Genomic DNA, 21,043 nt, shown 5'->3' with positions numbered 1-21,043 from the left:
GGTCAGGACCGGTTCATCCGGCTCCAGATCCGCCAGGCAATGAGACCGGCGACCACAACCGACAGGATTTCCAGGGCATTCACCCCGAATATCAGAGGGCGAACAAGGCTCGCGAGCACGGCTCCGCGCCCGCCTTCGATCACAATCTCATCGTCGCGGTGAAAACCGATATAGACCGCCACCAGAACCAGGATCGCTGCGCCAAATCCGGCCAGTCGGATCATCCCGCCAGGGTTGAATCTCCCCGACCGGGCACGATCCTCTCGATTTTTGTGGGTTCTCTCAAGGAAGCGTCTGCGCCTCATCTTTTTCCGTTACCCTCATATTCCAGCCCGAACCTGAAGGATCCATAACAGGACCCTTGAGTTTCGATATTTTCAATCATGGAAAGGCTTCACACGCTACAATAGTTTCATTTGCCTTGCGGCCAAAAGCGTGCGCATAACGCACTTGCTCGGGCGGCCCGATAGACCCGGCGGAATTACTGATCGCAATGCCGGCGCCCGCCGGATTCTACCCGTCAGACTTCCCCGACTTACGACGTCCAGCCCTGCCGTGGGGACGCCTCGGGCAGGAGCACTGCTTGCCGGACGCGGTAACTCTATCATGGAAGGGCCTCCCGCATGGCCACGGGCACTGTTAAATTTTTCAATGAAACTAAAGGTTTCGGCTTCATCATTCCGGATGAAGGCGGCAAGGACCTGTTTGTCCACATCAGCGCTGTCCAGGCCGCCGGCCTGCCGACCCTGACGGACGGTCAGCGCCTGTCCTACGAAACCGAACCGGACAAGCGCGGGAAAGGCCCCAAGGCCGTCAACCTGGCTGCCGCCGACTAATCGGCCACAGGTTTCTAACGGGGACGCCGGTGCGTCCCCGTTTTCATGTCAGATACCCGGTTTACGTCAGATACGCGATCTGAACGCGCACAGCGAGAACGCGTCACGATCAAGTTACTCCGCCTCGGCCTGCACGCTGTTGCGGACACGAATGGCTGTTTCTGGGAAATCGGTGAAAACGCCATCAGCGCCCAGCGCATAAATCCGGCGCAACTCGTCTTCAATACTGCTGCCATCACCGACCGGTTGATCATCCCGGAAGGTCCAGGGGTGAACGGCTAGACCCCGCGCATGGGCCTCAGCGATAAAGCCCGTATCCGCTCCAGCCGGATCCACCAGCAATCCCTTGTAGGGACCAACCCCGTCCGCAAATTCCGCCATGGCGTCAAAGCTAACACTTGGTGCCAGAGGGTCAGCGCCCGGGTCCAGCTGTCGCAGCGGGAAGACCAGCATCAAGAGCGGTGTGTCCACGACCTCGTTGAGACGCGCCAGAAACTCCGGCTCGAAACACTGGATCGCGGTCATTGCGTCAGACCCGTCCAGCCCCCGCTCGCGCAAGATGCGAACCAGCTCGGGCAGGGGATCAAGACCGATGGAGACAAAATGCGCCGGTGATTTCACCTCAGGTTCGGTACGCACGCCGTGTGCCGCCGCCAGGTCCAGAACCTCTTCGAAGGTCGGGACCACGAACTGATCATCAAAGGCGTCCGAGCGACCGGGGAAAGGCTGGCGCGCCCGCAGGCTGCGGATCTCGGCGAGCGTGAAATCTTCCACCCACCAGTCATCACGACCCTCTACGGTACGACGCCGCTCGGCAAACTCCGGCCGGTCCGACACATTGGTGGTCGTGGAGAGATAACGATCATGCCGGGCCACCAGCACACCATCCGACGTCATGACGAGGTCCGGCTCGATAATGTCCGCACCTTGCTCGATCGCCAGCGCATAGGCTTCCAGCGTATGTTCCGGCCGGTCCCCGCTAGCGCCACGGTGGGCGATGACAAGCGGTGCCTCACCCGTAAGTGTGGCCCATTCAACGCTTTCGGTTGAACCTGCGGCAGGCTCGGTCTCCGACGGCTCGGCCGCACAGGCGACCAGGGCCAGGCCGGAGACAGAGACGAGTGTCACCAATCGGCCCATCTGTTTGATTGTTGGCATAAATTCCCCCAAACCACGATTTGGGGCGGACCCTAGCCTGTTGCGACACGAACGAACATACGTGTCGCGTAAAATTCAAACTCCGGGGATGAGCGACGCAACGCTCTGCGGGTTCTGCCATATGAAGGCGAGAGCGCCCCCGACAAGGCTGAGCCCTGTCGCGCCCAGCCCGGCTTGCAGGCGCCGGCGAATGAAAAAGCGCACAACAAGGCCCAGCCCGCTGGCCAGGGTGTTGGATCCGATCAAACGAACAAAACCACCAAGAATGAGTGCCGTGGCCGCCGCGACTCCGGCCATCTGGAGTGTATCCATCGAAAATTCCATGCTTGCCTCCCTTGCCCGCAGCCCTGCCGGGGTTTCGGCTCGCACCTGCATTGAGGGGCGACCGGGCCGCACAATCACGCTATGGAACGAGGACCATGATAGACATGTCCTCTGACCTCACCCTGACGATAGCGGTCATCGCCGGTTCAGGTGCGCTGGCCCAGTGGCTCGCCTGGCGACTGCGTTGGCCGTCCATTGTCTTGATGATGGGAGCCGGCCTCATCCTCGGCCCCATCTGGGCCTTCCTCGCTGGAACACCTCTGCTCGATCCCTCGATCGCCTTCGGCGATTATCTGCGCCCGATGATCGCCATGGCCGTGGCCGTGATCCTGTTCGAAGGCGGGATAACGCTCAATTTTCGCGAACTGCGTGATGCGTCCGTCCCGGTACGCCGGATCGTCTTTCTCGGCTTTCCCATCGGCTGGGGTCTGACGACCCTGGCCCTGCATGCCCTTGCCGGTCTCGCCCTCGACCTCTCCGCCATGATTGCCGCCCTGCTGACAACGACAGGCCCGACCGTCGTCCTGCCCTTGTTACGCCAGGCGAAACTGCCAGGCCGAGTTTCCTCCGTGTTGAAATGGGAGGGCATCGTCAACGACCCCATCGGCGCTCTGGCGGCTGTATTTGTGTTCGAGGCCGCGCGACAAAGCGCGCTCGGACATGCCTGGCACGCAGCGGCGGGCTATCTGGTCCTTGGCGCACTGATCGGTGCCGGGCTCGGTTTCCTGTTCGGCTTTGGCCTCTCACAGGCCTTTCGCCGCGGCTGGGCCCCCGAGCCCATGAAAGCCCCGCTCGTACTGGCCTCCGTGCTTGTGTGCTTTGCCAGTGCGGATGCCCTGGCGTCCGAGACCGGTCTTGTGGCGGTGACAGTCTTCGGTCTGGTCGTGGCCAATTCGCGCCTCGCATCAATTGAGGAAATGCGTCGGTTCAAGGAAGGGATTGCCGCGATACTGGTGGCCAGCGTGTTTGTTGTGCTGGCGGCGGCCCTGGCTCCGGCCGAGCTGGGACAGCTGGGCTGGCCCCATTACGCCTTCATCTTCACCTTCATGCTGCTCGTTCGCCCCGTCACCGTGTTTCTTTCGATGATTGGTTCCGGATTGAGCCTGAAGGAAACGGGCTTTATTGCGCTGATCGGGCCGCGCGGCGTGGTGGCAGCCGCTGCCGCCGGCCATCTCGCCGCCAGTCTTGTTGCTGCAGGGCGTGAAGACGCCGCCCTTCTGGCACCGCTAGTCTTCCTGACCATATTCATCACGGTTTTTGGTTGCGGTTTTGCTGTGGCTCCCCTGGCCCGGCTCCTTGGTCTCTCCCAGACCGGTCCGGACAGCCTTCTTCTGGTCGGTGCCAATCCCTGGTCGCTGGGCCTAGCGGACGCGCTGAAGGCCCAGGACATACCGGTCACCATCGCCGATACCAGTTGGCGCCGCCTCCGCGCCGCGCGCCTGGCCGGCCATGATGTCTATTTCGGGGAAATCCTGTCGGAAACCGCGGACTGGAAACTCCAGGTTTCACGGTTTTCAGCCCTGCTCGCCGCCACGCCGAATGATGCGTACAACGCACTGGTGTGTGTTGACTATGCGCCGGAACTGGGACGAAGTCGGGTGTTTCAGCTGAGCGGTTTCGACGGACCGCCGGACCAGGACACCGATCCACGCGCGATTGCCTATACCGCCCGCGGCCGAACCCTCATCCACCGGGGACGCGGATATGACAGTCTCAATCGCGACTGGTGGTCGGGCTGGCGCTTTCGGGCCACCAAACTGTCAGAGACCTATACGCTGGACGATTGCCTCGCCGACGCGGACGCCGGGTCGGACCTCGTTCTCGCCCGTCGCCCCAATGGCACATTTGCCATGCTCGGCCCCGGCAAAACTCCGCCGGAAGCGCCCGGCACACTGATTATCCGGTTTGCCCCACCCGAGACCGATGAGGCCAAACCCGTGGATCAGCCGTAGACCGGATCCTGTGTCGGCTGATAACCGCCCGGAGAAGCGGGTCCGCAATAAGGCCAGTTATCAGCATTTGGGTCGCCATTGGGACAAACCGCATCCGTGCCTTCATAGATCGCACACGCAGACAGGCTGGCAGACATGATGCCGGCCAGCACCAGGCCGGCGACACGCACAAGACGACGTTTGTTGGACATGAACTCACCCTCACAAGCAGACCGTCATTGTGTGGGAGCGCACCGGTCATGACAAGGGAGTGCATGCCGGTTTGAGCGCTTTTCCGGACAGGCCGGATTCACCGCACCTTAACCCTGATACGGGCACAACAACCCGACAGGGAGAGCGCCGGAATGGCACGCAAGACCAATCGTCAAAGCCGTTTGTCCCGGGAGCGTTCCACAACCCGCACCCGGACGCGTCGTCGTGCCGCCGCGCGCCGCCGCGCCGCCCGTCGTCCCGGACTTCTGGGCCGCCTGATCAAGCGCGGTCTTCAACTCGGCCTGGTTCTGGGGCTCATACTCACCGGCTGGGTCTTGTGGGTCGCGCGCGACTTGCCCGATATTGACCGCTTGGCAGAAGTCGAACGTTCCTCGCGGATCACCTTTTATGACCGGCATGACCGAGTGATCGCCCGTCGTGGTGCCGCCCATGGTCGTATTGCAGCCCTGGACGATCTTCCCGACTATCTCATTGACGCCGTCCTGGCGGTCGAGGACCGGCGTTTCTACAGCCATCCCGGCGTGGACGTGATCGGTACAGGCCGGGCCCTTGTGGCCAATATACGGGCTGGCCGGGTTGTTCAGGGCGGCTCAACCCTGACCCAGCAATTGGCCAAGAACCTATTCCTGAGCCCTGATCGCACAGTGGAACGCAAGGTCGAGGAGATGATCCTCGCCTTCCAGCTGGAACAGCGTTTCACCAAGGACGAAATTCTCGAACTCTATCTCAACCGGGTCTATTTCGGCTCCGGTGCCTGGGGTATCGAAGCGGCCTCCCTGCGCTATTTTGGCAAGTCGGCCTCCCAGGTCACTCTGGGCGAGGCAGCCCTTCTGGCCGGTCTCTTGAAAGCACCCTCACGATACTCTCCGGTCAATGATGCCGAACGGGCAGCAGCCCGCGCGACCGTCGTTCTCGATCTGATGGCCCAGACCGGTCGGATTTCACCCCAGGAACGCGTCACCGCCGCCTCCACACCCATCCGGGTGTCCCGCATCGCCTCATCTCCCGGTGCACAGTATTTCATCGACTACCTGACCGACCAGGTTCGCGCGATTTCCGGCGACCAGCCGGACAGCCTGCATGTCTACACCACCTTAGACATCGACATGCAGAGCGCCGCCGAAACCGCGCTTGAGACCGTACTGGTCAACCCCGACACCCATGCCGGTGCCAGCCAGGGTGCGGTTGTCAGCCTCGCCCCGGACGGAGCGATACGGGTCATGGTCGGCGGGCGCAATTATGCCTCCAGCCAGTACAACCGGGCGGTGCTGGCCCACCGACAACCCGGCTCGGCGTTCAAGGCCTTTGTCTATGCCTCCGCCTTCGAGGCCGGTCTGACGCCCGAGGATATCCGAGAAGATGAGCCGATCACGATCGGCGATTGGTCTCCGCAGAACTATAACAACGAATATCGTGGTCCCATGAGCCTGCGCGAGGCGTTTTCACGCTCGTCCAACATGGTTGCTGTGCGGATCACCGAGGAGACTGGTCGCGGCCATGTCGAACGACTGGCCCACCGGTTCGGCATCGAGAGCCGGCTCCAGGTGGACCGGGCTTTGGCACTGGGCGCTTATGAGGTAACCCCCTTCGAACTCGCGCGTGCCTATCTGCCCTTCGCCAATGGTGGCCACAGCGAATTGCCCTATGGGCTGCGCCGGGTTGAACGAGGCGATACGGTCATCTTCGAACAGGATCCCCAGCCCGGCCCGGTTGTCCTCTCTCCGCGCAATCTGGCTCTCATGCGTGATCTGCTCGAAACGACGGTGCGTGAAGGCACCGGACGACGTGCCGCCTTGCCCGGCGAACAAGCCGGCGGCAAGACCGGAACCACGAATGATTTCCGCGATGCCTGGTTTGCCGGATACGGGCGCGGTGTTGTCACTGTTGTCTGGACCGGCAATGATGACAACTCACCGACCGACCGCGCCACAGGCGGCGGCCCTCCGGCGCGGATCTTCTCGGCCTATCTGCGGGATGTGCCCGCCGAGATCACACCGATTTATACGCCGGACCTCGCCGATCTGATCGAGCAAACAACACCATCGGATCCTGCTCCGGCAGGGGAGACGCGCTCCGAGCCGGTCGACGATCCCGAAGACCCGATCGGCGCCCTGCTCTCGGCCATCGGCGGCTAGTGGAAGGTGGGACAGCCAGGATCATTTTCCCTGCTGCCAGACCGGTTCAGGCCGCAGACCTGTCACATTTCCCCTGTTAGAGTGCGTGCCAGCACCTTGCTCGCTGTGAGCACTTCTGAGGGGGATTGCATGAAACATCTTCTTTTGTCCGGACTTGCCAGTGCCGCCCTGTTGGCCGCGTGTTCACCGGAAGACAATCAAAACACGTCCAATGTTCGGGTCACTCAGACTCAAGCCGAAACGGCGCTGTCGGAGATGGGCCTGTTCGGTGATATCAATCCGAACATCACCTATGCCACCCTCGACGTCTCGGACAATCAGGCGGTGTTTCGGGATGTCGTTTTCCAGGCGGAAGCAGACGATGAAGGCACGCTCCCGGCCCCGGTTCGGGTCGCGGAAATGATCGTAACGGCACCCCGTCTAGGTGCGGGCGACATGCTGGAACTGGACGGCCTTACACTCAACCAGATCAGCATGCAGGACGAAGACAGTGAGTTGAGCATTCGCCGCATCATTGTGGACCAACCCAATGCGATGATGGCCAATGATATCGGTTTCCTGTTCTCCGGCAGTAGTTTCGAAGACGAGTCGGTGGATATTTCGGCATATACATTCCGTACGCTCGCGATCGAGGATCTGGAGCTAGTCGCCAACACACCCGCCACAAAAGACGCCGAGGCTTCAGATGTTGCGATCCGGCTTGATCGCATGGGTATTGATCATGACCTTGAGACCGGGCTGGGCGAGCTGGAACTGAGCGATTTCTACCTGTCCGCCACGGAAGATGACACACCGGTCAGCCTCTCGGTTGGTGCGGCCACCTTGTCCGGACTGGCAACACGTTCACTGATCCCGTTGATGCAAGGCACGACAGCGGCGGCTCTCAAAGGCGATGATGAACGCGTCGAGTCTGCCATTGAAAACATCACTGCCGAATTCGTCGGCCAATTCCAGAGCCGTCCCTGGGAAGTGTACCGATCCTGGCAACTGGACGATATCGCTATGAATGCCAGCGGCATTGTGATTGCCATGGATGCGCTGCGCTCTGGGTATGAAATCAACGGCGATATCGTCACAGAGCGCATGGAACTGGGCGCACTGACCCTGGGCGCTGAGGGGTCGTCTCAGGAAGCGACCGAACTGGCCGAAGCTCTCGATGGGCTGGGCTATGACGAGATGTCGCTGACAGCCTCATATGAAGCCCGCATTGATACGGTCAATGACCGCTATTACAGCGTGCGTCCAGGCATTATCGAGCTGGAGGACGGTCTGCGCATCACGATCGACCAGGATTTCTCCGGTTATCTCGCCTATCAGGATGCCAACGGCGCCACCATGGCCGAGTATGGGCTGGAACAGGACGAGGTTCCGCTCGATGTGACACTGTCAGATCTGGAACTGCTCCACCTCAACCGGCTGGACATCCAGCTTGAGGACAACTCCCTGCTGGAGCGCGCCTTCACCTTGGCAGGTGCAGAACAAGGCCTGACGGCAGAAGAGATGCGGGCTCAAATGTCAGCGCTTGTGATGATTTCGATGATGGGCGCGGGCGATGCCATCCCGCGTGAAGTATCCAGCCAGCTGACCCCGGCGCTGATGAGTTTCATCACCAATGGCGGGACACTGCGGATCGCTTCGGAACCCGACACGCCCTATTCCATCGGCGAAGTTGTTCAGGATGGCATGTCCAACACTCTGGATATCAATGCGCTGGGCCTGACCATCACGCAAGAACAATAAGGGCTCATTCCCCTGACATGAAAAGCCCGGCCATTGGCCGGGCTTTTTTGTTTGATCGCGTTCTCTGTCTGAGAAGACGCTCTAGCTGGCCTTGCGAGTTTTTCGAGATTTGCGACGCGCCAGTGCCTGGGCGCCCTGCTCCTTCATGAAGGCTTTCATCCGCGGAGCGATCTGTTCGCGGAAGCGTCGTCCATTGAACACACCATAATGGCCGACACCCGGCTGGATATAGTCCTCCCGAAGACCCTCCGGCAGATTGCTGCACAGGGTGTGAGCCGCCTGGGTCTGGCCAATACCGGAGATATCGTCCTTCTCGCCCTCAACCGTCAGCAGCGCCGTATCAGTGATCTCCGCTGGGTTCACGGTCCAGCCGCGATGGTCAAACGTGCCCAACGGCAGGGCGTGGTCCTGAAATACATCCTTGATCGTCTGGAGGTAGAATTCCTCCGAAAGGTCCATCACCGCAAGGTATTCATCATAGAATGTGCGGTGCTTGTCGGCGCTGTCTCCATCGCCCTCAACCAGCTGATTGAAGAAATTCCAGTGCGCATCAACATGACGATCCAGATTCATGTTCATGAATCCGGCCAGTTGAAGAAAGCCCGGATAGACCCGACGCATGGCGCCTGGGTAGGGCATCGGAACGGAGTGCACCAGATTGCCGGCAAACCACTCATAAGGTTTTTCTTCTGCCAGCTTGTTCGGCACGGTCGGGGAAAGACGCGTGTCGATCGGCGACCCCATGAATGTCATCGTGGCGGGACGCGACGGATCCTGCTCATGCGCCATACAGGCAATCGCGGCCAGTGTCGGCGGTCCGGGCTGGCATACAGCCACCACATGAACATCGGGGCCCAAGAACGCGATCATCTCGCGCACATAGTCGACGAAGTCATTCAGGTCGAAACGACCGTCAGACATCGGCACCATGCGGGCATCGGACCAATCCGTGATATAAACCTCACTGTCGGGCAGGAAGGCGTCCACCGTGCCCCGCAGGAGGGTGGCATAGTGACCGGACATCGGCGCCACGAACAGGACTTTCGGGTCCTCTCGCTCGCCCCGCGCAGCGCGCAATCCGCTCTCTTCGCGCTCGAAATGCAGGAGCTTGCACCAGGGCTTCTCCCACACAATGGTCTCGACAACCGGAACGTCCACGCCCTCGATCATGACCTGGTCAAGCATCCATTCCGGCTTGCCATAACGCCGGGTCACACTTTCAAACAGATCGGCGGCCGCCACCATGGTCCGGCCGGCGATGGTATCGCCCATCGGATTCCAGGGCGCTTCCAGCGTCCGTTTGGTTGACGCCGCTGCGGCACGCCAGGGCGTCATCGCCAGTCGGCTCATTTCATACATGCTGTACAGCATTCGCTACTCCACACCGCGCCACCAGGCGCGCTTGTTCAGCTCGCCACCGTGTTCAGGAGGATGCCTCATCAGTCTCAAGGAAGTCTTGAAGCCGAGCGGCAAGATCGCCCGTACTGGTACCATGAGGAAAGACGTCGGCGAATTTCCCTTGGGAATCCATAAGGTAAAGGAAGGAGCTGTGATCCATAAGATAATCATTGGATTGGTCGTCCTCAGCCCGTTGGGCTACGACCCGGTATTCTGACAACACCGCCGCCACCTGTTCGGTGGACCCGGTGAGCCCGACCAATCCGTCCGGAAAGGCAGGGGAGGCAACATAGGCCGCCATGGAATCAACCGTATCGCGTTCCGGATCGATGGAAATCAGGACCGGCTGAATGCGCGCCGCATCCTCCGGATCCATTTGTCGCAGTGCGCCGTCCATGATTTGCAGGGAGAAGGGGCATACGTCAGGACAGTAGGTGTATCCGAAATAGATCAGCATGGGTCGCCCCAGGAAATCGGCTTCGGTCACCGTGCGACCAGTGTGGTCGACCAGCGTGAAAGGGCCACCGATATCCGCTTCTCCACTGACCCGGACAGCCGGGCGTGCGGAGTCGGAGCGATCTCTGTCGAGAATCATCAGACTCATGAAGGTCAAAACCATCACCATCGGAGCGGCGATGAGAAGCCAGAGCCAATTACGTGACATGAACGCGTTCCATCTATTAGACCGGACAGCAGGGGATTCGGCTGTCCGAGGCATGTTGCATGCGCGAAATGTAACATTTGCACGACGCGAGTCCATGCGGTGATATGAATACCCATTCAGGAAAGTGGACGAGAATGAGCCAAGCAGACTGGGATCCATACGGTGCCGATGCGCATTTAACACCTGTTTTCGGTCGCTTACGCCTGCGAACCCTGGCCATGCTGCGCTGGCTGGCGATTGCAGGGCAAACTGTCACGGTTGTGTTAGTTCACTATGTTTTGGGCTTCACCCTGCCGATCGGCTTCTGTTTCGGGGTGATTCTCGTCAGCGCCTGGATCAATACCTGGCTTACTTTGGCCGTCCCGCCGCAACGATTCGCCAAGGAATGGGAAGTCTTCCTGCAACTGGGATTTGATGTCCTGCAGATGTGCGCCCTTCTGACGCTGACTGGCGGGCTGCAAAACCCCTTCGTTGTGATGCTGGTCGCGCCCGTAACCATTGCCGTGGCCACCATGCCCGCACGCTGGTCCGCAGGTGTGGCCGCAACCGCCTTGCTGGGGACGCTGGGCATGTGGTTCTGGAGTTTGCCTTTGCCCTGGCTGGATGGCGGTTCACTGGACCTGCCGGGCTTTTACCTGCTGGGCCTGTGGATCGCGATCTTTATCGCGGTCGCCTTTACCGCCATCTATTCCTGGCGCATCACCAGCGAGGGCCGTCGCATGGCGACCGCTCTGGCCGCAACCCAGTCCGTTCTCTCGCGGGAACAACGCCTGTCCGCGCTTGGCGCCCTCGCTGCCGCTGCAGCCCACGAGCTGGGTACGCCCCTGGCGACCATCCAGCTCACCGCCAAGGAAATGTTGCGCGAGATGAAGGACGATCCCCTGCTCAAGGAGGATGCCGAACTGCTGGTCACCCAAGCCAAACGCTGCCGGGATATTCTCAAACGCCTGGGCGAGGAGCGGGCCGCCAGCGATGAACGGCATGACCGTCTGGAACTGGACGCGGCCCTTGAAGAAGCAGCCGCACCGCTGCGCGGGTTGGGCCCGCAGCTGGAGGTGCGGCTCGATACGAGCTCAAGTGGGTCGCCGCCCGTACTCCAGCGGCAGGGTGAACTGCTCTACGGGCTGGGGAATTTCATCGAGAATGCAGTCGACTTCGCCGATACACGCGTGATCATCGAAGCCAGCTGGGATAGCGAGACCATCACGGTGCGCATTGAGGATGACGGGCCGGGTTTCTCGGCCGATATCCTGTCCAAGATCGGCGAACCCTATGTCACCACACGGCCGGGTATTGTCGGCCAGGGCGGTCTGGGACTGGGCGTGTTTATCGCCAAGACCATGACAGAACGCGTAGGCGGCCAGGTGCGTTTCGAGAATGCCGGCCAGCAAGGCGGAGCCCGCGTGTTGATGCGCTGGCCGCGCAAACGGGTGGAGGCGGCACCTATCGTCCGCTAAAATAATCAAACTGATCGAAGAACTCGGCTTAGAGGTAACACGGTGAGCGAACTCGAATACGAACTTCCCGACGACAAATCCCTGATGATTCTGGATGATGATGCGCCCTTCCGGACGCGTCTCGGACGCGCCATGACGGCACGAGGCTTTGTCGTTTCCGCTGTCGGTTCCGTGGATGAAGCCAAGGAAGTGGCCGTGGCCAATCCACCCGCTTTCGCCGTTCTGGACCTGCGTCTGCAGGATGGTGATGGCCTGGAAGTGGTCCAGACCCTGCACAAGGCCCGCGCAGACTGCCGGGTCGTGATGCTGACCGGATACGGCAATATCGCCACAGCTGTCGCAGCTGTGAAGGCCGGTGCTGTGGACTATCTCTCCAAGCCGGCTGACGCGGATGACGTCGTCAAGGCCCTACTCGCCTTGCCTGATACCAAGCCGCAACCGCCTGAAAACCCAATGTCGGCAGACCGGGTGCGCTGGGAGCATATTCAGCGCGTGTTCGAGCTGTGCGATCACAATGTATCTGAAACGGCGCGCCGTTTGAACATGCACCGCCGGACCCTTCAGCGCATCCTGGCCAAGCGCGCTCCGCGCTGATTGGCCCAAATTGACGGCTTTGGTCACTTAAGGCCAGGACAATCCGGCGTTAGGGTGAAGCATGACTTCACCTCAGCGCATATGTTTCGTCATCTATGACGGTTTCGAACTTCTCGACCTCACCGGCCCGTTCACGGTTCTGAGTGCCGCTGCGCGCAAGGACCCGGAGAAACGGTTTGAACTGTGCGTCGCCGCACGCGAGACGGGTCAGATCCGCTCTGCCAACGGCCTGACGGTTATGGCGGAGCACCGGCTTTGTGACCTGGCCCAGTCCGAACAGGGCGTGCACAGCCTGGTGTGCGTCGGCGGCGACCAGCCCCAGATCGGCGCCGCGATCGCAGACAAGACCTTCACACGCTCCATAGCCGAAGCCGGTCAACGCGCCCAGCGGCGCATATCCGTCTGTTCAGGCACGTTTTTCTTGGCTGCAAGCGGTTTAGCCCGTCAACGCCGCGTGACCACGCACTGGAGGGCTGCGCAGCGCCTGGCCCGCGCCTTCCCTGATCTGAGCGTCGATTCCGATGCCCTATATGTGCAGGACGGTCCGGTTTGGACATCAGCCGGTGTCACCGCCGGTATTGATCTGACGCTGACCCTGGTCGAACAGGATTTTGGCCGCGAAGCCGCGCTGTCGATTGCCCGCAATATTCTCGTGCCCCGCATCCGCTCCGGTGGACAGAGCCAGTACTCCGCCGAGCTGGCCGCCCAGGATGAGGGTGAAACGCGCCTGGCGCGCCTGTTCTCTGCCGTGCGCCGAGAACCCGAAGCCGACTGGCAGATCGATAATCTGTGTGAGCTGTTGCATGTGTCCCGGAGAACCCTGACCCGGCTCTGTCAGTCCGAAACCGGTCTGTCGCCCGCACAACTCGTCGAGCGCCTGCGCCTTGATCGCGCCCGCTCTCACCTGGTGGAGACGGATGCCCCGCTCGGCCAGATCGCTCGCCGCTCGGGCTTTGCCACGCTGCAACGCATGGAGCGGGCGTTTCAACGCCAGATGAGCACCACACCGCGCGAATTTCGTGCCCGTTTTCGCAGTCCTTATGCCCAGGAGAGTTTCGCATGAGCCTGAATATCGGATTTTTGATCTTTGATGATGTCACACAGCTGGACTTCACCGGTCCCCTGCAAGTGCTCAGCCGCATCCCGGATGCGCAGACCTATATTGTGGCCAAGGAACTTCGCCCCATCCAGTCGGATTGCGGACCGTTTCTCATGCCCTCTCACACACCGGACACGTGTCCGCCGCTCGACGTGATCTGTGTACCGGGTGGATTTGGCATTGATGCGGTCATGGAAGACGAGGCGCTTCTGAGCTTTTTGCGCACCCAGGCTGAGGGCGCCCGTTATGTGACGTCGGTCTGCACAGGCGCTTTTGTGCTCGGAGCCGCTGGATTGCTCAAGGGTGTCAAAGCCACCACACATTGGGCCTATCATGAGGCCCTGAGCGCATTTGGCGCCGAACCGGTCAATGAACGCGTTGTGCGGGATGGCCGATTCATGACCGGTGGTGGTGTGACCGCCGGGATTGATTTTGGTCTGGTCATGGCCCGTGAGATTGCAGGAGACACAGTGGCCTCCGCGATCCAGCTGGGTGTGGAGTATGATCCGGCGCCCGTCCTCGATAGCGGCCATCCGGATCGGGCCCATCCCGCGCTGGTCGAAGCCGTCAAAGCCCGACTGGCGCCCCGTATCGCCAGCTTCAATACTGTGGTTGAGCGTATAACGGACCGTGCACCGGCCTAGGCCGTCACAAAAGATCCTCTTCCCCCGGCTGGCGCATGAGCCGATCAGCCGCCGTGCGGGCATACCGCAGGGTGATGGCCTTACGCCGGGCCGGGGCCAGTTTGAACACCGGACTATCGCGTACAATGGCCCCGCCAAACCCGTCGGCGATGATCAGGCCCGCCTCTTGGGGGATCAGGTCATGGGGAAAACGCTGGGACACAGCAAAAAAGATCGCATCGCAATACCCAGTATAATCCGTCCATTTCTGGTCGGCCCGGAAATCTGCAATGCCCGACTTCACCTCTACAATCGTGATCTCGCCCTTGCGGCCAATCGCGGCGATATCGGCTCGGCGCCCGTCGGGCAGCGTGAATTCGGGGATGGAGGAATAGCCCATCTGCCAGAGCAATCGGGCCGCCCCACGCATCAAGGCCTGGGCATCATCGATATCGGGGTTTTTCGCTGAGGCGACATCGTGCATATCCATACGCGCACTATGTTCCACCTTTGTTCACAAAACAAGACCCCGGACCAGGTGATCCGGGGTCTCGCGACTGTGAGCTCAGACGATGTTTCGTCGAGGTCCGTTCCCTATTTCGAGGGCCGCCGCTGCGGTTCCGTCATATCGAACCCGTAGAAAATGGCGTCCATCATATCATCCTGCTCACGAAGGACTTCCGAGGCCGCGTCGGACGGAACCACATGTCCCAGGCTCTTCATCTCGTACACCATGCGGTATTCATCCCCGCTTCGGCGGGCGGTGTAGCTGTACTCAAAGGCTGAGTTTTCGATCCGCTCGCTCTCATTCTCCAGATCCCAGTTGCGCCCGCCATTGGTGAGCTTGATCGTGATCTCATGGCGAATATGGAAAGGATGCCCGACAGCGAGAGGGGATACGCGGCGACGCTCTGCATCATTCTCCACCACCCGGGTCAGCGCGTGGGCAAAGAAGTTGAAGCTGTAGGCGGACGGAGTGGCTCCATCTTCATAGGGGGTGTGCAGATCCACTTCTTCCCAGACGGTGAGCTGGTTGTTGGCCCGGTCATCCTCATACCGGAGCGGTTCCACAAACTCACTGTCCCCGAATGCACCATTGTAGAAATCGAGATAATTGCGTTGCAGCCCGCTACGCCCGACCTCGGCAATCACGGCACGGGCAAAATCCGCTTCATCGCGTGTCCGAACGGTTTCAACTGAAAGACGGATCGGCGCAGAACGACCGCCTGACAGATCCACTTCCTCGCGAACGATGAGCGATGGCCCCTCGGCATCTCGCTCGGCCGCCATCGAAACCAGGCCTTCGCCGCGCTCGGTCAAAGGCAAGGCCCAACCATAATCAGCCTGTGTCAGCGCAGCGAGCGTGCCGCCCTGATGCGAATTGGTCGGGTCCACCCAATAGGTTTCACCGTCATGGCGCAGGCGGGTGATGACATGGTCGAAACCACCCGGCGACGGCATGTAATTGTCCAAACCTCGCCCACTATAAAGATTCACAAGCGCCGGATCGGCTGTGAAACCCAGCTCGCGGGCCATCTGGTTGAACAGGACGGTCTTGGCCTTGCAGTCCCCGAAACGGGTCTGCAGGGTTTGATCCGGGCTCGCGGGCACATATCCACCCTGACCAAAGCTGAGCGCCAGATAGCGCACTTCATCCTGAACGAAGCGCAAGGCCGCCAGCAGCTGATCTTCCGGCGTCTCGTGGCGCGCCCGAATTCGCTCCACTTCAGACCGAACGGCGGCATTCGGTTCAAGGTTGAAAATCGGTTCGGCCCAGTCCGTCACATCCTGCCAATCATCAAAACCGGTAATCCGCAAGGCCGGGTATTGGTAATGCCAGGAGGGGGCACCGCTTTCCGGATCCAACGCCTCAACCTGAAGCCCGTCATAACGAAACTCTTCAAAGCCAGCGCCGGTCTGATGGATCACATCCACCTTTCCACCGAAGACGTCCCAGTATCCCACATCACCGTCCGTCCAGAGTGAACGCACAAACAAACGCTCGACCGGAACAGCCCATCTCAGCGTAAACTCACGGAAATCCTGACCGTCAAACACCGGATTGCTGCCATAGATCGTATAGGCCACATCCACAACATCACCCACGCGGACATCATCGAGACGCATCAGCGCGGTGACCTGGCCGTTCAGCATCAGGCGATCAAATTCGGTCTCCTGCCGGGCAAAATCAACGCGCACACTGTCTCGACGATCCGTGCGCTCACCGTCGCGCGTAATATAGACATGATGAAACACCAGTCGCTGAAAACTGGGATCGAAGACAATCTGCTGCTGGGCCACCTCTTCAACGCCCGAAATATTGCGCGCTTCACGCACGATACGTCGGAAATTGACAGGCTCTTCCCCGCGCGCATCGTGCTGCGTGTCGGTCAGCAGATAGACCACGCCGCCAAAAGCCTCCAGCTCAGCCTCTTCAGCGAGCGGGGCACGCACCTCTTGCACAAAAGCCGGAGCAGCATCCCAGACCGCCTCGGTCGGAACGGCGACCGGCGTGAAATCCACCTGGGCATTCGCGACCGCCACCCAGAGCGGTGAAATCAGGAGAAGTGTCAGAAATCGGATTGGATTTTTCATTGTCATGCCTCGCCCCCACAGTATTTTAAGCCGTAGTCGGGGGCTGACGCGGATACAACCGGGACTCAGCAGCACCGCCCAGTATTTCAGCCCGGAGTCGCTGCTTTCCTCATGTCTGTTGCACATCTGACACCGCCCGATCCGGACGCATTCGCGCAATTGGCGAAGTCGGCGCTGGACTCACTCCCAAACTCCATTCGGTCCATCAGCCAGTCGCTTGAAATCCACATTCAGGACCTGCCCGATGATGACATGCTCAAGGCGGTCAACCTGGAGCATCCCTATGAATTGACCGGCCTGTATGTGGGCGTTGATCTGATGAACAAGAGCATCACCGATCCCTCACCGCATATGGACCGGGTCTATCTGTTTCGCCTGCCGATCCTGATTGAATGGGTTGAAACCGGAAATCTCCCCCTCGGCGAACTGGTCACCCACGTCCTTGTGCACGAGATTGGTCACCATTTCGGCTTTTCCGATGATGACATGCACCGTATCGAGGATCAGGACTGAGCGAGGGTTTCGCGGACAAAGGCCGGCACAGCTTCACTTGCCTTGCCCAATCGGTGTTCATGGAAGACCGGCGACATGTCGGTCTCTTCCAGATTGATTTCAATACAGCGGGCACCCGCGTCGCGGGCCACCTGGCTGAAGCCAGCCGCTGGATAGACCGTGCCGGAGGTCCCAATGGAAACAAACAGGTTGCAGGATTCCAGCTGGCTATAAATCAGCTCCATCTGCAAAGGCATTTCGCCAAACCAGACTATGTGAGGGCGCAGAGTCCCTGTGGATCCGCACGCGGAACACGTATCCAGCGATGAGAGCTCTTTCGGAGCCTCGCCCGTCGCGTGGCAATTGGTACATCGCATCCGAGACAACTCACCATGCATGTGAACCAGACGCTCGGATCCGGCCGTCTCATGGAGATTGTCGACATTCTGGGTCACGAGGAGAAACTCGCCGCCGCGTGCAATCCAGGCCGCCTCCAACTCGGCGAGGGCCTGATGTGCTGCATTGGGCCGAGCCGTGACAAGGTTTTTCCGACGCGCATTATAGAAGGCATGAACCTCATGGGGTTTCGCCGCGAACGCCTCGGGTGTGGCCAGTTCACGCCAGTCGAATTTCGACCAGATTCCATCCGTATCTCGGAACGTGCCCAATCCCGACTCGGCAGAAACCCCGGCTCCTGTCAGAATCACGAGATGTCCGGACATGATCGGTCTCCCTCTGAACGCCTGCATATGGGAGCAACCGCAATGAGCCCGGTCAAGATTCCCGGGGCCCAGTATACGAAAAAACCCGCCAGCTTGCGCTGACGGGTTCTTCGAAACTTAAAGCCGGTCGGCTTATTTTTTCGGCTCGCGCTTGACGATACCGCGACCGGTCGTGCGCTCGGCGATACGTGCGGACTTACCGCGACGATCACGCAGATAGTAGAGCTTGGCGCGACGGACCTTGCCGCGACGCTTGACCTCGATCTGCTCGATCATCGGAGAATAGACCGGGAATACACGCTCGACACCTTCACCGAAGGAAATCTTGCGCACCGTGTAGCTTTCGTTCAGGCCGGTGCCGGAACGGGCAATGCAAACACCTTCGAAGACCTGAACGCGTTCGCGATCGCCTTCCTTGATGCGCACGTGCACACGCAGGGTGTCACCCGGATCGAAGGCCGGGAGTTCCTTATCGCCCAGGACGCGGGCGGCTTCTTCTTGTTCCAGCTGCTCGATCATGTTCATCGTGCATTCTCCTTGCGTCGCTTGTACCGACCCCACAGATCGGGACGACGCGTCTTCGTTATCTCTTCCGCCTGTTCCTGACGCCAGTCCGCGATGCGGCCATGATCGCCAGAGAGCAGGATGTCCGGGATCTGTCGGTCCTCCCATTCCCGCGGTCGGGTGTAGTGAGGATATTCGAGCAGATCGCCCTCAAAACTCTCATCAACAGTCGACATCGGGTCGCCCAGAACACCGGGAAGCAAGCGGACACAGGCTTCAATCAGCAACTGTGCGGGCGCTTCACCCCCGGCCAGAACGGCATCACCGACACTGACCTCTTCCATCTCGCGACCCTCGATGACCCGCTGATCCAGGCCTTCGAAACGTCCACAAAACAGAACAACACCGGGTCCGTCCGCCCATTCCCTCACGCGGGATTGGGTGATCGGTCTTCCCCGAGGCGTCAAATAGATCAACGGCCGTTTCTCGCCCTGCCAGCGGGACTGCACCGTATCGATCGCTTCCGCTGCGACATCCGGCCGGAGTACCATACCGGCACCGCCCCCGGCAGGGGTGTCATCAACGGAGCGGTGCTTATGACGGGAAAAATCCCGGATGTCCACAGTTTCTAGCGCCCAGATCCCACGATTCGCAGCTGTCTGGATGACAGACACACCCAGAGGCCCGGGAAAGGCTCCGGGAAAGAGGGTCAGGACGCTGGCCGTCCAGGGAGTCGGGTCTTGGGTCTGGGTCATGGCGCGCGGGTTTAGCAGAGCCAGCCCGCCAGAACCAGAGCGCGCTCCTGTTATTCGGCGGCCACCGGTCGGGTCGCGCGCTTGAAGGGGTAGGTCAAACGCATTGCCGGACGTTCGACCAGGAACCAGCTGAGCGCCCCGGCGGCCAGGACCAGTGGTGTCGCGAGCACAACCAGCATCCATGGATCGATCGCGTGTCCGGTCTCGCGCAGCCACAGGCCTACGATCATCTGTTGAATGGGCCATGCATAGATATAGACACCATAGCTGATATCGTGTGGCAGGCCTGCCTTACGGCCCTCACCGGCATAGGCCAGCATCAAGGTCGCGTAACAGACCGTCACGATCAGGATCAGCATGTAGAGACTGTCGGGCAACATCAGTTTCGCAACGACCGTCCAGATCAAAAGACAAACGGCCACATCCAGACGAACCGGGACATGGCTGGCATACCGATGTGCGAGAACACCCAGCAATCCTGAGAAGGCCAAGTACCGCCCCTCGACAAGAATAAAGGACCATCCGCCCTGCGCTTCGTCTGTCAACGCATGCCCGGCCACCGACCACCCGGCCAGTAGCAAGACAACAAGCCAGAAGCCCGGCGGGCGTTTGAACATGCCCAGCAGACCGCCGAGACCAATCACAGCGTAGAGCAGGACCTCATGGCGCAAGGACCAGACCGAGCCATTGATCGCGTGCTCGAACGGGTGCCCCACAAACACATAGGGATCAGTGAACTGGATCGACATGAGCATGACAAGCCGAGTGGCGTACTCGGCCAACGCCTCAGGCGACGCGGGAGACCAAAAACCGGTCGCAACCAGGACAAGCGGGACGACCACAGCATTGACGCATAATGCGGGCATCAGCCTTCGCATTCTGGCCCAGGAAAATTGCAAAATGCGAGATTGATAACGCCGCGCGCTCTCCACAATCAGCATGCCCGAAAGGAAGAAAAACACGTGCACAGCCAGCTCGTGAAATCCGACACCTGTGCTGTATTCGAGCGGCACAACGGCTTGTGGGCCTTGAGAAATATGCCAACTGTGCCCAACGAGAACAGCAAATGCTGCGCCCAGGCGAATCTGGTCGATCCGGTTTTCCCGGCGGCCGATACAATCTGAAAGATACATGGCAGGCTCCGCTTTATAGGGTCGTTTGACCCTTTACGGAGCAAGGCGTGGGCCGATCAGTCGGTGTCCGGACGATCGGCTGTTTGGGATCGAGCCTGGGCTGCGCGTGTTTCCTCAGCCTTGTCGCCAATCATCTCTTTAGGATCCAGCGTCACCACGCCATCAGCCAGTGAGACGTGGGGAACTTCTTCACGCGAAAACGCAATCAGCCACGCCCCGTTCTGACCCGGAGTTTTATGGATCTCCAGTAGATCACCGGAGCCGAAATCATGCACGGCCCGCACTTCACCCATCGGTTCACCATCCAGGTTCTGGACCTTCAGGCCGATGAGATCTGAGTGGTAGAATTCGTCTTCTGCCAATTGCGGGAAAACTTCACGAGACACAAAGAGCTGTGTGCCTCTCAGTTCAGCCGCCTGCTCCCGGGTGAGACGGCGGTCAAACCGGACGACCCAGGCATCTTTCACAGCCCGCCAAGAGCGAGCGGTCATCAGCGTTTGCCCGGATTTGTCCAGAAACGGTCCGTAAGAGAACACCATTTCCGGATCCTGGGTGAAGCTTTTCACCTTGCAATCACCCTGCACGCCGTGCGCACCCGTGATCGCGGCCACCAGAACCAGATCCATATCCTGTTCGCTCATCTCAGGTC

The 21,043-nt window shown here is 60.2% G+C and carries 22 protein-coding genes; 9 read left to right on the top strand and 13 right to left on the bottom strand.

The window, feature by feature from the left end; genetic code table 11:
* Positions 1–2: 2 nt before the first annotated feature.
* Positions 3–224, bottom strand: a complete 222-nt coding sequence (locus RMQ97_RS01520) for a hypothetical protein (protein WP_413659058.1) — start codon at positions 222–224, stop codon at positions 3–5.
* A 399-nt stretch (positions 225–623) separates the two neighbouring features.
* Here RMQ97_RS01520 and RMQ97_RS01515 point away from each other — a divergent pair, with 399 nt between their 5' ends.
* On the top strand, positions 624–836 hold the full coding sequence (locus RMQ97_RS01515; RefSeq protein WP_413659057.1) for a cold-shock protein: 213 nt from the start codon (positions 624–626) through the stop codon (positions 834–836).
* A 114-nt stretch (positions 837–950) separates the two neighbouring features.
* On the opposite strand, the gene RMQ97_RS01510 is transcribed toward RMQ97_RS01515, so the two are convergent.
* Together RMQ97_RS01510 and RMQ97_RS01505 are read right to left on the bottom strand one after the other, a co-directional pair.
* Complete coding sequence (locus tag RMQ97_RS01510) at positions 951–1,994, bottom strand: glycerophosphodiester phosphodiesterase family protein (RefSeq protein WP_413659056.1); 1,044 nt, start codon at positions 1,992–1,994, stop codon at positions 951–953.
* Between the two features lie 75 nt (positions 1,995–2,069).
* Entirely contained in the window at positions 2,070–2,318 is a 249-nt protein-coding gene (locus RMQ97_RS01505; protein ID WP_413659055.1) for a hypothetical protein, read from the bottom strand.
* Positions 2,319–2,422: 104 nt separating this feature from the next.
* Here RMQ97_RS01505 and RMQ97_RS01500 point away from each other — a divergent pair, with 104 nt between their 5' ends.
* Positions 2,423–4,270, top strand: a complete 1,848-nt coding sequence (locus RMQ97_RS01500; protein WP_413659054.1) for a cation:proton antiporter — start codon at positions 2,423–2,425, stop codon at positions 4,268–4,270.
* On the opposite strand, the gene RMQ97_RS01495 is transcribed toward RMQ97_RS01500, so the two are convergent.
* Complete coding sequence (locus tag RMQ97_RS01495; protein WP_413659053.1) at positions 4,261–4,461, bottom strand: hypothetical protein; 201 nt, start codon at positions 4,459–4,461, stop codon at positions 4,261–4,263. The genes RMQ97_RS01500 and RMQ97_RS01495 overlap by 10 nt on opposite strands.
* A 153-nt stretch (positions 4,462–4,614) precedes the next feature.
* Here RMQ97_RS01495 and RMQ97_RS01490 point away from each other — a divergent pair, with 153 nt between their 5' ends.
* Positions 4,615–6,618, top strand: coding sequence for a transglycosylase domain-containing protein (locus tag RMQ97_RS01490; RefSeq protein ID WP_413659052.1), 2,004 nt, complete (start codon positions 4,615–4,617; stop codon positions 6,616–6,618).
* A gap of 129 nt (positions 6,619–6,747) precedes the next feature.
* Positions 6,748–8,358 carry a hypothetical protein gene (locus RMQ97_RS01485; protein ID WP_413659051.1) on the top strand — a complete coding sequence of 537 codons (1,611 nt, stop codon included), beginning with the start codon at positions 6,748–6,750 and terminating at the stop codon, positions 8,356–8,358.
* An 81-nt stretch (positions 8,359–8,439) separates the two neighbouring features.
* On the opposite strand, the gene RMQ97_RS01480 is transcribed toward RMQ97_RS01485, so the two are convergent.
* Positions 8,440–9,729, bottom strand: a complete 1,290-nt coding sequence (locus RMQ97_RS01480; RefSeq protein WP_413659050.1) for a polyhydroxyalkanoate depolymerase — start codon at positions 9,727–9,729, stop codon at positions 8,440–8,442.
* A gap of 52 nt (positions 9,730–9,781) precedes the next feature.
* Complete coding sequence (locus RMQ97_RS01475; RefSeq protein WP_413659049.1) at positions 9,782–10,420, bottom strand: SCO family protein; 639 nt, start codon at positions 10,418–10,420, stop codon at positions 9,782–9,784.
* A gap of 134 nt (positions 10,421–10,554) precedes the next feature.
* On the opposite strand from RMQ97_RS01475, the gene RMQ97_RS01470 reads away from it, so the two are divergent.
* The 4 genes from RMQ97_RS01470 (at position 10,555) to RMQ97_RS01455 (ending at position 14,214) form a co-directional block, all read left to right on the top strand.
* On the top strand, positions 10,555–11,877 hold the full coding sequence (locus RMQ97_RS01470) for an ActS/PrrB/RegB family redox-sensitive histidine kinase (protein WP_413659048.1): 1,323 nt from the start codon (positions 10,555–10,557) through the stop codon (positions 11,875–11,877).
* Positions 11,878–11,961: 84 nt separating this feature from the next.
* Positions 11,962–12,471, top strand: coding sequence for an ActR/PrrA/RegA family redox response regulator transcription factor (locus tag RMQ97_RS01465; RefSeq protein WP_413659572.1), 510 nt, complete (start codon positions 11,962–11,964; stop codon positions 12,469–12,471).
* Positions 12,472–12,532: 61 nt separating this feature from the next.
* A complete protein-coding gene (locus RMQ97_RS01460; protein WP_413659047.1) occupies positions 12,533–13,534 on the top strand; it encodes a GlxA family transcriptional regulator in 1,002 nt (333 codons plus the stop codon).
* Complete coding sequence (locus tag RMQ97_RS01455; protein ID WP_413659046.1) at positions 13,531–14,214, top strand: DJ-1/PfpI family protein; 684 nt, start codon at positions 13,531–13,533, stop codon at positions 14,212–14,214. The genes RMQ97_RS01460 and RMQ97_RS01455 overlap by 4 nt, the downstream gene beginning before the upstream one ends.
* Before the next feature lie 4 nt (positions 14,215–14,218).
* On the opposite strand, the gene RMQ97_RS01450 is transcribed toward RMQ97_RS01455, so the two are convergent.
* Positions 14,219–14,677 carry an MmcB family DNA repair protein gene (locus tag RMQ97_RS01450; RefSeq protein ID WP_413659571.1) on the bottom strand — a complete coding sequence of 153 codons (459 nt, stop codon included), beginning with the start codon at positions 14,675–14,677 and terminating at the stop codon, positions 14,219–14,221.
* A 110-nt stretch (positions 14,678–14,787) separates the two neighbouring features.
* Positions 14,788–16,794 (bottom strand): DUF3857 domain-containing transglutaminase family protein, encoded by a 2,007-nt coding sequence (locus RMQ97_RS01445; protein WP_413659045.1) that lies wholly within the window; start codon positions 16,792–16,794, stop codon positions 14,788–14,790.
* Between the two features lie 105 nt (positions 16,795–16,899).
* Between RMQ97_RS01445 and RMQ97_RS01440 the strand changes: the two genes are divergently transcribed.
* Positions 16,900–17,301, top strand: a complete 402-nt coding sequence (locus tag RMQ97_RS01440; protein ID WP_413659044.1) for a metallopeptidase family protein — start codon at positions 16,900–16,902, stop codon at positions 17,299–17,301.
* Here RMQ97_RS01440 and RMQ97_RS01435 read toward each other — a convergent pair.
* The 5 genes from RMQ97_RS01435 to rimM all read right to left on the bottom strand — a co-directional run bounded on the left by RMQ97_RS01435 (position 17,292) and on the right by rimM (position 21,035).
* On the bottom strand, positions 17,292–18,002 hold the full coding sequence (locus RMQ97_RS01435; protein ID WP_413659043.1) for an NAD-dependent deacylase: 711 nt from the start codon (positions 18,000–18,002) through the stop codon (positions 17,292–17,294). The two genes, RMQ97_RS01440 and RMQ97_RS01435, sit on opposite strands and share 10 nt — an antisense overlap.
* Positions 18,003–18,134: 132 nt before the next feature.
* Positions 18,135–18,527: a 50S ribosomal protein L19 gene (gene rplS, locus RMQ97_RS01430; RefSeq protein ID WP_413659042.1), complete on the bottom strand. Its 393-nt coding sequence runs from the start codon at positions 18,525–18,527 to the stop codon at positions 18,135–18,137.
* On the bottom strand, positions 18,524–19,261 hold the full coding sequence (trmD, locus tag RMQ97_RS01425; RefSeq protein ID WP_413659041.1) for a tRNA (guanosine(37)-N1)-methyltransferase TrmD: 738 nt from the start codon (positions 19,259–19,261) through the stop codon (positions 18,524–18,526). The genes rplS and trmD overlap by 4 nt, the downstream gene beginning before the upstream one ends.
* 50 nt (positions 19,262–19,311) lie before the next feature.
* The gene (locus RMQ97_RS01420) at positions 19,312–20,394 is read right to left on the bottom strand and encodes an acyltransferase family protein (RefSeq protein WP_413659040.1); all 1,083 of its coding nucleotides are present in this window, start codon (positions 20,392–20,394) and stop codon (positions 19,312–19,314) included.
* Positions 20,395–20,450: 56 nt separating this feature from the next.
* Entirely contained in the window at positions 20,451–21,035 is a 585-nt protein-coding gene (gene rimM / locus RMQ97_RS01415) for a ribosome maturation factor RimM (RefSeq protein ID WP_413659039.1), read from the bottom strand.
* Positions 21,036–21,043: the final 8 nt, after the last annotated feature.

The sequence above is a fragment of the Maricaulis sp. D1M11 genome (genome assembly GCF_047308265.1).
Classification (GTDB): domain Bacteria; phylum Pseudomonadota; class Alphaproteobacteria; order Caulobacterales; family Maricaulaceae; genus Maricaulis.
Note: the sequence above shows the minus strand (reverse complement) of the source record. Positions and strands in the feature narration are given on the sequence as shown.

Coding starts and splice junctions, on each gene's coding strand:
- RMQ97_RS01520 (WP_413659058.1), bottom strand. CDS start 224: ATGATCCGACTGGCCGGATTTGGCGCAGCGATCCTGGTTCTGGTGGCG.
- RMQ97_RS01515 (WP_413659057.1), top strand. CDS start 624: ATGGCCACGGGCACTGTTAAATTTTTCAATGAAACTAAAGGTTTCGGC.
- RMQ97_RS01510 (WP_413659056.1), bottom strand. CDS start 1,994: ATGCCAACAATCAAACAGATGGGCCGATTGGTGACACTCGTCTCTGTC.
- RMQ97_RS01505 (WP_413659055.1), bottom strand. CDS start 2,318: ATGGAATTTTCGATGGATACACTCCAGATGGCCGGAGTCGCGGCGGCC.
- RMQ97_RS01500 (WP_413659054.1), top strand. CDS start 2,423: ATGTCCTCTGACCTCACCCTGACGATAGCGGTCATCGCCGGTTCAGGT.
- RMQ97_RS01495 (WP_413659053.1), bottom strand. CDS start 4,461: ATGTCCAACAAACGTCGTCTTGTGCGTGTCGCCGGCCTGGTGCTGGCC.
- RMQ97_RS01490 (WP_413659052.1), top strand. CDS start 4,615: ATGGCACGCAAGACCAATCGTCAAAGCCGTTTGTCCCGGGAGCGTTCC.
- RMQ97_RS01485 (WP_413659051.1), top strand. CDS start 6,748: ATGAAACATCTTCTTTTGTCCGGACTTGCCAGTGCCGCCCTGTTGGCC.
- RMQ97_RS01480 (WP_413659050.1), bottom strand. CDS start 9,729: ATGCTGTACAGCATGTATGAAATGAGCCGACTGGCGATGACGCCCTGG.
- RMQ97_RS01475 (WP_413659049.1), bottom strand. CDS start 10,420: ATGTCACGTAATTGGCTCTGGCTTCTCATCGCCGCTCCGATGGTGATG.
- RMQ97_RS01470 (WP_413659048.1), top strand. CDS start 10,555: ATGAGCCAAGCAGACTGGGATCCATACGGTGCCGATGCGCATTTAACA.
- RMQ97_RS01465 (WP_413659572.1), top strand. CDS start 11,962: ATGATTCTGGATGATGATGCGCCCTTCCGGACGCGTCTCGGACGCGCC.
- RMQ97_RS01460 (WP_413659047.1), top strand. CDS start 12,533: ATGACTTCACCTCAGCGCATATGTTTCGTCATCTATGACGGTTTCGAA.
- RMQ97_RS01455 (WP_413659046.1), top strand. CDS start 13,531: ATGAGCCTGAATATCGGATTTTTGATCTTTGATGATGTCACACAGCTG.
- RMQ97_RS01450 (WP_413659571.1), bottom strand. CDS start 14,677: ATGCACGATGTCGCCTCAGCGAAAAACCCCGATATCGATGATGCCCAG.
- RMQ97_RS01445 (WP_413659045.1), bottom strand. CDS start 16,794: ATGACAATGAAAAATCCAATCCGATTTCTGACACTTCTCCTGATTTCA.
- RMQ97_RS01440 (WP_413659044.1), top strand. CDS start 16,900: ATGTCTGTTGCACATCTGACACCGCCCGATCCGGACGCATTCGCGCAA.
- RMQ97_RS01435 (WP_413659043.1), bottom strand. CDS start 18,002: ATGTCCGGACATCTCGTGATTCTGACAGGAGCCGGGGTTTCTGCCGAG.
- rplS (WP_413659042.1), bottom strand. CDS start 18,527: ATGAACATGATCGAGCAGCTGGAACAAGAAGAAGCCGCCCGCGTCCTG.
- trmD (WP_413659041.1), bottom strand. CDS start 19,261: ATGACCCAGACCCAAGACCCGACTCCCTGGACGGCCAGCGTCCTGACC.
- RMQ97_RS01420 (WP_413659040.1), bottom strand. CDS start 20,394: ATGTATCTTTCAGATTGTATCGGCCGCCGGGAAAACCGGATCGACCAG.
- rimM (WP_413659039.1), bottom strand. CDS start 21,035: ATGAGCGAACAGGATATGGATCTGGTTCTGGTGGCCGCGATCACGGGT.